This window comes from Floridaenema aerugineum BLCC-F46 (genome assembly GCF_041929345.1).
Classification (GTDB): Bacteria; Cyanobacteriota; Cyanobacteriia; order Cyanobacteriales; family Aerosakkonemataceae; genus Floridanema; species Floridanema aerugineum.
Genome location: NZ_JBHFNQ010000265.1, coordinates 1 through 9,132 on the forward strand (window position 1 = coordinate 1; position 9,132 = coordinate 9,132).

Consider the following 9,132-nt stretch of genomic DNA (forward strand, 5'->3'; position numbering starts at 1 on the left):
CTAAAGGGGACGAGTAAAAGACTACAAGCAGTCCCAAACGCTCTGCGAGCAATGGGATAGAGGGTGTAGTAGTTCACCCAGTTAGGGTAACACCTACAAAATAAGACCTGAGATATTTGTCTATGGTTTTATGAACTATAAATAATCCAGAAATAAATTCCAGTTATTTTGTTGCAGAAAATCTTGAGAAAATAACACTCTCACCGTCCTAGGGGTAATTCATGAATTACCCCTAGGACGGTGAGATAACACTCTAGCAGCGGTTAGCAACCAGATTGTTGATTTTGGAAAAAAGAGGTTTTCTCAGATTTATCGCCCTGGAAGTGAATTTTTGAAGTTACGAGGGCCTTTGTAATCTGTTAAATCAGCGAGTTTTTCTAAGGTTTGTGTACCTTCGTACAACTGCCCTTTAATTTCCCAAGTTGGATAACCTTTAATCTTGGCTTTTTGACAGAGTTGTGGTCGAGGATTTACGCCTTTAGGGTCACACTCAACGTAATCTAGTTCAGCAGCAGCTTCTTTACCAAATAATTCTTTTTGGTCGTGACAGTGGGGACACCAGTAAGCACCGTATTCTTTTGCCCCTACTTGTGTCAAATGGCGTGCTAGAGCGATTTCTGCTGGGCCAGAGGTGTTTTGAATTGGCCTACCAGCTTCGCCAACGATGGAAGTATTGCCAGCGGTGGTGGGTGTTCTAGCGCTGGCATAAACGCCAAGTGTGCCGATTAAGGCGATCATGCCGACTACAATACCAGTAAAAAATAGCTGCCCGACATCTTCCCAGGTATGACCGAATAAAGTAATTACGAATAGGGCGATCGAAAATACGGTGGAGAACAGACAATAAATACACAATTTTCCGATCGCAAACACCATTAAATAAAGCAGATAACCGCTGAAGAACAACATGGCGGTTGCACCTGCAAACAACGCCAACCAAGTTAATTGTTCCATTTTGGAACGCAAGGCTTTTTGTTCTTGGGGGTTAATTAATAATGGCCCTAATGCCAAAGCTGCCATACCTGCATAGGCGAAGAAACCAAAGACTGATAAAGGTATGCCAAAAATTTTGGCATAGTTACTACTTAATACAGCGTTACAGTCAATGATGCTAGTAGTAGGACAAAGAGCTTCTTTGACTACACCCCACTCTACTAAGGTGAGGTAAATGGTGTCGAGAATTCCAAAAAGGGCGATCGCGGCAATTATAATGCGCGACCAGCGATGAAGCCAAGGAGTAGAACGTCGGCGAATCATAAAATTTACAGCCTTGCTATCTCATACAATCTGACTATAGTTTGCCAATTAATTCCCATTGTGAACTATAGACCTCAATTCAACATTCTTTAGTCTTGTTAACTGATGATTAGACTAAGAGTGCAATTTTATTGACGACATTGGGTGGGGTTGAAGTTTCCCAGATATGCTGTGTCGCATGGCTTCTACAAATTGACTCACCCGAATTGGATCGACTGCTTGTTCGCGTTTCCCGTGACGTTTGAGGGAACTAGAGACTATTACGCCATCTGCTGCTTGCATCAGGGTAGAAATATTTTCCCAACTCGCACCACTACCGATAAATACGGGGGTGTCGCTGGCTGCGGCTTTGGCTAATTCTAGGTCTTCTAAGCTGGGAGGACTACCTGTGGCCCAACCAGATAAAATTACTGCGTCAGCTAAACCTCGTTCGATCGTATCTTGTACTGCTGTAGTGAGATTAGGCGAACCTAAAGGTCTGGCGTGTTTAACTAGTACATCTGCCAAAATTTTGATATCGCTGCCTAATTCTCGGCGATATCTTAGTAGTTGATGCGCTTGTCCTTCGATTAATCCTTGATCGGTAGCCATTACGCCTGTGAGGACGTTGACGCGGATAAACTGAGCTTTGACACAACTGGCGATCGCTATAGCACTGTGAGCATCATTTCGCAAGACGTTGATTCCCACTGGCAATGTCACCAAGTTCATCACTCGATCCACAACTAAGGTCATGGCGCTGACTACCGCTGGATCTACTTGGCTGTTGGTGAAAGGCGCATCGAAGAAATTTTCCACCATAATCCCATCGACACCGCCAGATGCCAAGGCTGTGGCTTCTTGTTCGGCGCGATCGATCACTGCTTTTAAATTGCCTCCCCAGCGGGGGGAAGTGGGTAGTGGCAATAGATGAACTACTCCAATAATCGGATTTGGTGTCCTAAAAATTTGCTTCAAGTCCACGTTATTTTTGCTTTTTTCGGACTCGTCAATGCGTCCTGGTAGTTGGTCACTAGTCAATAAATTTTATCTGACTACTGACTCTTGATTTATCTAACCTATTTTATCAGGCTTGGTGTAATCCTATTTTTTCAGGTATCGTTGGAATCGATCGATTCTTGAAAGCCACTCAACGGAACGGCGACAACCTTCGTCGAAAGAAACAATTGGCTCATAGCCCAATAGCCGCTCTGCCTTAGTAAAAGGTAGCTGATATTGAGACTGTTGTAAGATCGACATCATCTCTGTCACCACTGGTTCTCCCTTGGGAATCACGGCTGGGACTACTGGGGCTGGCTCTGGTGCTGGTGCTGGTGCTGGCTGCTCTGATTTGGGTTTTGACCGCTTTAACTTTTGTTTAAAATCCTCTGGGATCGTGGCTAAAGTTTTTTGCACAAATACTGATTCGCGGATAGAACCGATCAATTGTTTTTTCCGGCTATGGGTAAACTCTGGTACTTTAGGTGATGGCAGCTGCGTTGGATCGACCCCAAAAGCTTCGGCAAAGGGACGGTAAAAATCGAACCAAGTCACCCGTTCGCGATCGCCTGCGAAAAATGCCTCTCCATCTGCGTCTTTTGCCGTCATAGCTAACCGCATCGCATGAATTAGGTTATCAATATAGACGCTATTGCAGATTCCTTTACCCCCATTAATTAAATAAGCCCTACCCTGAATTAGCTGATCGGCTAATTCTGTCACCCAACGCGATCGCGGCCCAAACACAATCCCCGGTCGAAAAATCACCACCTCAACCGATCCTGTTTGGTGCATTTGTAATAGTTGGCGTTCCGCATCGATTTTGGCGGTATGGGTGGGAAAGTTGGGTTGATTTGTAATAGGTGGGGTGGCTTCCGTTGTCCCAGGTGCGGGTGCCGAGGTATGGACAATCATCGAACTAAGATAAATAATCCGGCGCACTCCGACTTTTTCGGCTGCTTTGTAAGTGGGAGCAACTGTACCCCGGATCAGTCCTGGAGTTCCCAAAATTGACTGAATAACCACATCACATCCTTTAAAGGCGGATTCTAAGGATGATTGGCTAAAGGAATTAGCAATCCGGCAATCTAATTTATGGTGGGCTAGTTTTTCTACGCTACTCTGAGAGTGAACGATCGGGCGAACTTCTGAAGTTCCTTCGACATTCAGCATTTCCACTGCGCGAGTCCCGACAAATCCACTGGCTCCCACTATTCCAATTCGCATCATCTTCCTGCACTTTGTAAGTTCTGACTCAAGATTAATTTATTATTGACACTCTCCCCGTCGTAGGGGTAATTCATGAATTACCCCTACGACGGGGAGGTGGGGAGGTAGGGGGGTAGGGAGAGTTTTGAGTTGTAGGGGCGGGTGAGAGCTGAAAGATTGTCTATGGAATACAAAGGTTATCTACTCTCACCCGCCCCTACGAATTTCCCCTTGTCTCCTTGTCCCCATCTCCCCATCTCGTCTTAACAGGTTGTCATTGCTGGGAGCGTCAGATTCGGCAGCGAATTCAACTGTACTACTTGCCCAGTTGTTGCACTTTGATATGCTGCATCGACGATTTTCATGTTGACTAAACCTTCTGCTCCTCCGGGATTCGGTGTGCGGTTGGTTTGAATGCACTCAAAGAAGTGTGCCATTTGGCGATCGTACATGGATTGGGGATAGTGGTCTTGGCGGGGGAACTTAAATCCAGATTTGATCTCCACAACTTCCTTTCTCCTCAGCTTGGATCTCAGGCGTGTTGGTAATAACTTAACCAATTTGTTTTCTGGGTTTAGGTTAGGCAGCAACAACCGAGTGGGAAAAAGTTGACCAAATCCTCTTGTGCCATAGAGTTGCGTGCTCGATTGCGGGCCATCGCTATATGGTTGTCGCCAGCCTGATTCAATATATGAAGTTGTACCATTATCCCAATTAACGATGATGATTCCGGTATCGTCTACGTCGGAGTCTTGATAATGCGTACCCATGCGAGCAAATACACTGACGGGTTGGGGATCGCCGAGCAAGAAGCGTGCTGTGTCGATCGCATGAATGCCGATATCTGCGATCGCGCCGCCTCCAGAAAGAGCCTTCTGGGTAAACCAACCCCCAGGTCCCCAGTGAGTATGTATGCCATATCCTTTGGTACGGATGATTCTGCCCAATTTACTGGTGCGCTTTTTCAGCCATTGTGTTTCTTCGTCGAAGCGCCAACAGTGTCCCACCATTAACACTGTGTTAGCTCTTAAGCTAGCTTCCAATACCTGCTCGGCTTCGATCGCGTTTAGCGCCATCGGCTTTTCCACCAGCACTGGTACTTTGGCTCCGAGTGCGGCGATCGCTTGTGGTGCGTGCAGGAAGTTCGGTGTCCCAATAATCAACGCATCGAACTTTGCCCCAGCCAGTGCTTCTTCTAGAGTGGTGTATTGATTGGCGATCGAAAACTTTTGCGCGAATCTACCAGCTTGCTGGGCAAACTTTTCAATCACAGCCACTAGCTGACCCCCCTGAGCTTGGACGGCTCTGGCGTGAACTTCAGCAATATGACCCGCTCCCGCAATTGCAACTTTCAATGTCATCTGTTTGTCCTCAAATCTAAATCACTATATTTAGAGCCACTTTTTCACCCAGATTCCGGCATCCCTTTTTATTTCCTGCTAGCTTCTGTGGCTCATCCATCGAAGCTTCAAGAGTGAAGATGCTAACCCTTCGTAATTTGAATCTGTAGATAACTATAATTTCATCTATCGATTATTTAGCATAGGATAAGGAGTGATTAAAAGCGTTGCTCAGAGATCTTTACAGAAGCTTTAAATTAATAGCTAAATAATCGATATTCTTAAAGATATTCTCTACTTCAAGACTGGAAAATACCTATTTTCTTTAGGAAAAATTCAGGCTTTCAGATTTAGCTATTTGCCAGAAACCTAGTTTTTAGCTCTAGTGCCATATCTGAGCAGCTAAATAATCAATATTCTTAACAATATTTTTTACTTTTAGATTGGAGCCCGTTGCCGTGAGGGAAAGAATTCCCCGGAGTAGTTCTCGAAAATTATTTTCATTAATTGCGGTTTTACCGAGTCCTTTTTTCCCTGGAGAAATTACAGTTGATGTAGCTAATTATTCAGGGTGTTCTAATTGATGATGTTTTTGCAGTTTATGAGTTGGGAAAATCTTGAGATATTAAGTATTTTTGCTTGGCTCTATTTGGCTGATTTCGTTGAGAATTTCCACCAATAAACGCTAATTTACTAGTTATTAATGATACTTTTGATTCAGGTTATGTATTGTATGTAACTGAATTTTTCTCAATACCAGCCCCAGGGGAGAGGCGGGGATGCGGGGAGAATTGGGCAAAATTTTTCTACATTAACTTCTTTTACCTGGGTTTGGCAGCTATGGAGTGACAAATTCTCTTAAATTTCCAGAAAAAGTCAAAATAAATTTACAAAACTTTTTTGGGAAAAAGAGAGTATTTTAGAGCGAAAATAAATTAAATAGGCGATTTTAAGGGGTGGAATTTTTCGGGATAGTTATTTAGCTAGTTTGCTGACTATAGTTCTGATTTACTGGGATTTAAGTCAAAGTTGACGAAAATGAGAGAAAAAATTTTTGTTTAGATATGTTGAGAATGTTAATTTTGCGCTACGATTCTAGTACTGACCTAGATGCGATCGCGCAGGAAGCAGGCTACCGCAAAAGGATGCCCAAGCACCTGTGGCTGAACCAGTTTACTCATTGTAGTAGCCTGTGGAAAGGAACGACCTATCGCTCCGTTGTCGATCGCATCCCAAGCATAAAGACCCAGTTTGCCAAAACAAAAGTCGGAATGCTTATGCGACAAACGAACGAACGAACCTTCTCAATTCGCTAAATGCCTCACACAATGGGCCAACAGCCAACGATTGCAATTACTCATCTAGGATGTGAAAAAAACCGCATCGATACCGAACATATCCTGGGACTGTTAGTACAAGCAGGATACCAGGTAGACAGCAACGAAGAATTAGCAGATTACGTGATTGTTAATACGTGCAGCTTTATCCAAGCAGCACGGGAAGAATCCGTGCGTACCATCGCTGAATTGGTGGAGACTGGCAAAAAGGTAGTAATCACCGGGTGCATGGCGCAACACTTCCAAAACGAGCTACTGACGGGATTCCAAAAACAGGAAAACCAAACAGGGGAAGCAGTAGCCGTCGTCGGTACTGGTGATTATCACAAGATTGTCAATGTAATTCAGCAAGTACAGCAAGGAGAAAAAGTTACCGAAATTTCCCAAGCGCCGACATTTATCGCTGACGAAAATATTCCCCGCTATCGCACCACACCGGAAGCAGTAGCATATTTGCGGGTAGCCGAAGGGTGTGATTACCGCTGCGCGTTTTGTATTATCCCCCATTTAAGAGGGGATCAGCGATCGCGTACAATAGAGTCGATCGTCGCGGAAGCCAAGCGACTAGTTACCGAAGGCGTAAAAGAAATTATCCTGATTTCCCAAATTACCACTAACTACGGATTAGACATTTACGGAAAACCAAAGCTAGCAGAACTTTTGCGAGCCTTGGGAGAAGTAGAAGTACCTTGGATTCGCGTCCATTACGCCTATCCCACCGGATTAACTCCAGAGGTAATTAAAGCCTTTCAGGAAACGCCAAACGTCCTACCGTATCTAGACCTTCCCTTACAACATTCCCATCCAGAAGTGCTCCGAGCCATGAATCGTCCTTGGCAAGGGCAAGTAAATGATACAATCATTGATAGAATTAAAGAGGCGCTGCCACAGGCCATTTTACGGACAACATTTATCGTTGGGTTTCCTGGAGAAAGGTCGGAACATTTCCAGCACCTAATACAATTTGTTCAGCGCCACGAGTTCGATCATGTAGGTGTATTCACCTTCTCTCCAGAAGAAGGAACCCCAGCGTATAGTTTGCCGAATCAATTACCCCAATCTGTGATGAATGAGCGTCGGGATATCCTGATGCGAGTTCAACAGCCTATTTCCCAGAAAAAGAACCAGCAATCAATTGGGAAAATAGTAGATGTATTAATTGAGCAGGAAAACCCCGATACTGGGGAATTAATCGGTCGCTCAGCCAGGTTTTCGCCAGAAGTCGATGGATTAGTCTACGTTACAGGTAATGCCGCACTGGGTTCAATTGTCCCAGTAAAAATTACCGACGCAGAGATATACGACCTCTATGGTTACACAACTAGCTAATAGCTATTAGCTAATGGCTAACAATCAGGACTAGTGGTAACTAGCCATTAGTTCCTAGCGAAAAAAAACACCTATCAACTAACAACTTATCAAACGTAAAAGCAAATTCATGACTATAACTTTCAAAAACTTAGGTCTTTCAGAAGCTCGCGTTCAACAATTAGAAAAATTGGGTCTTACTACCCCTACAACAATTCAAACTCAAGCGATTCCACATTTGTTAGCTGGGCGTGATGTGGTAGGACAATCTCAGACGGGAACTGGGAAAACAGCGGCTTTTTCTTTACCAATTCTGGAAAGAATTGATCTGAGTCAAAAAGCAGTACAAGCATTAATTCTGACTCCTACCCGCGAATTAGCATTACAAGTCGGAAATGCAATTCGTGACTTTAGTGGTGCTACTAGCGAACTTCCCACCAAGGAAGCGCGGAGTTTGTGGGTATTGCCAGTATATGGTGGTCAAGCAATTGAACGCCAAATCCGTCGTTTGCAACAAGGGGTGCAAATTGTGGTGGGAACACCCGGACGGGTAATTGATTTGTTGGAACGCGGAGATTTGAAACTCGACCAAGTTAGCTGGTTAGTATTGGATGAAGCTGACGAAATGTTGAGTATGGGCTTTATTGATGATGTGGAAAGAATCCTCAAGCAAGTACCAGCTGAACGGCAAACAGCTTTCTTCTCTGCTACCATGCCACCAATGATTCGGGAGTTGATCACTAAGTTTTTGCGATCGCCAATTACTGTTACAGTAGAACAGCCGAAAGCTGCACCGAAGCAAATCAACCAAGTTGCTTATATGGTGCCCCCCGGATGGACAAAAGCCAAGGCGCTTCTGCCAATTTTGGAAATGGAAGACCCCGAATCTGCTTTAATCTTTGTCCGTACCCGGAAAGCTGCGGCTGAACTGACTAACCAATTACAAGCAGCTGGTCACAGTGTAGATGAATATCACGGCGACCTCAACCAACAAGCGCGGGAACGGTTGTTACTCCGCTTCCGTCAGCGTCAAGTTCGTTGGGTAGTAGCAACTGATATTGCTGCTAGAGGTCTAGATGTGGATCATCTGACTCATGTGATTAACTACGACTTACCCGATAGTGTGGAAAGCTACGTTCACCGCATTGGTCGGACAGGTCGTGCAGGTCGGGAAGGAACAGCGATTTCTTTGATTCAATCTTTGGATCGGCGGAAATTGCGGTTAATTGAACGGCACGTTAGACAAAATTTGAAGATTGCTTCGGTTCCTACTCGTTCTCAAATTGAATCACGTCACTTGGAAAAATTGCAAGACCGAGTGCGGGAAGCATTGGCGGGTGAACGGATGGCTTCTTTCTTGCCGATTGTGGCTAAACTGGGTGAAGAGTATGAGGTTCATACGATCGCAGCAGCAGCGCTACAAATGGCTTACGATCAAACTCGTCCGGCTTGGATGAAGTCAGAAAATTACAGCGCTGAAGATGAAGCTGCAATTAATGGTAAACCCAAACCTCTCCTGAAGCGGAGCAAACCTGCTGCACCAGCAAAGGTAGAACTCGAAAGCAAGAAATAACTCAGAAGTGTATGTTGTTGGGGGTTTTGGGACAAAAAACAAAAAAACCACCAAAAAACCAAAATAGAAAATTTGGGTAAAAAAAAACAAAAAAAAAAAATTTTTTTTTTTTTTTAAAAAATAAATAAAA

7 protein-coding genes are annotated in these 9,132 nt (G+C 44.4%); 3 read left to right on the top strand and 4 right to left on the bottom strand.

Annotation, left to right across the window (positions count from 1 at the left end; translation table 11 throughout):
- Positions 1-309 precede the first annotated feature (309 nt).
- From ACE1CC_RS35860 to ACE1CC_RS35875, 4 genes are all read right to left on the bottom strand, one after another.
- On the bottom strand, positions 310-1,257 hold the full coding sequence (locus ACE1CC_RS35860; RefSeq protein ID WP_413275214.1) for a vitamin K epoxide reductase family protein: 948 nt from the start codon (positions 1,255-1,257) through the stop codon (positions 310-312).
- Positions 1,258-1,371: 114 nt separating this feature from the next.
- Complete coding sequence (gene btpA / locus ACE1CC_RS35865) at positions 1,372-2,220, bottom strand: photosystem I biogenesis protein BtpA (protein ID WP_413275220.1); 849 nt, start codon at positions 2,218-2,220, stop codon at positions 1,372-1,374.
- A 120-nt stretch (positions 2,221-2,340) separates the two neighbouring features.
- On the bottom strand, positions 2,341-3,465 hold the full coding sequence (locus ACE1CC_RS35870; protein ID WP_413275215.1) for an NAD-dependent epimerase/dehydratase family protein: 1,125 nt from the start codon (positions 3,463-3,465) through the stop codon (positions 2,341-2,343).
- A gap of 242 nt (positions 3,466-3,707) precedes the next feature.
- Positions 3,708-4,805 (bottom strand): Gfo/Idh/MocA family protein, encoded by a 1,098-nt coding sequence (locus ACE1CC_RS35875; RefSeq protein WP_413275216.1) that lies wholly within the window; start codon positions 4,803-4,805, stop codon positions 3,708-3,710.
- 1,043 nt (positions 4,806-5,848) lie between these two features.
- Between ACE1CC_RS35875 and ACE1CC_RS35880 the strand changes: the two genes are divergently transcribed.
- The 3 genes from ACE1CC_RS35880 (at position 5,849) to ACE1CC_RS35890 (ending at position 9,002) form a co-directional block, all read left to right on the top strand.
- On the top strand, positions 5,849-6,100 hold the full coding sequence (locus ACE1CC_RS35880) for a hypothetical protein (RefSeq protein WP_413275217.1): 252 nt from the start codon (positions 5,849-5,851) through the stop codon (positions 6,098-6,100).
- Between the two features lie 12 nt (positions 6,101-6,112).
- Entirely contained in the window at positions 6,113-7,450 is a 1,338-nt protein-coding gene (gene rimO / locus ACE1CC_RS35885) for a 30S ribosomal protein S12 methylthiotransferase RimO (RefSeq protein ID WP_413275218.1), read from the top strand.
- A gap of 109 nt (positions 7,451-7,559) precedes the next feature.
- The gene (locus tag ACE1CC_RS35890) at positions 7,560-9,002 is read left to right on the top strand and encodes a DEAD/DEAH box helicase (RefSeq protein ID WP_413275219.1); all 1,443 of its coding nucleotides are present in this window, start codon (positions 7,560-7,562) and stop codon (positions 9,000-9,002) included.
- Positions 9,003-9,132 lie beyond the last annotated feature (130 nt).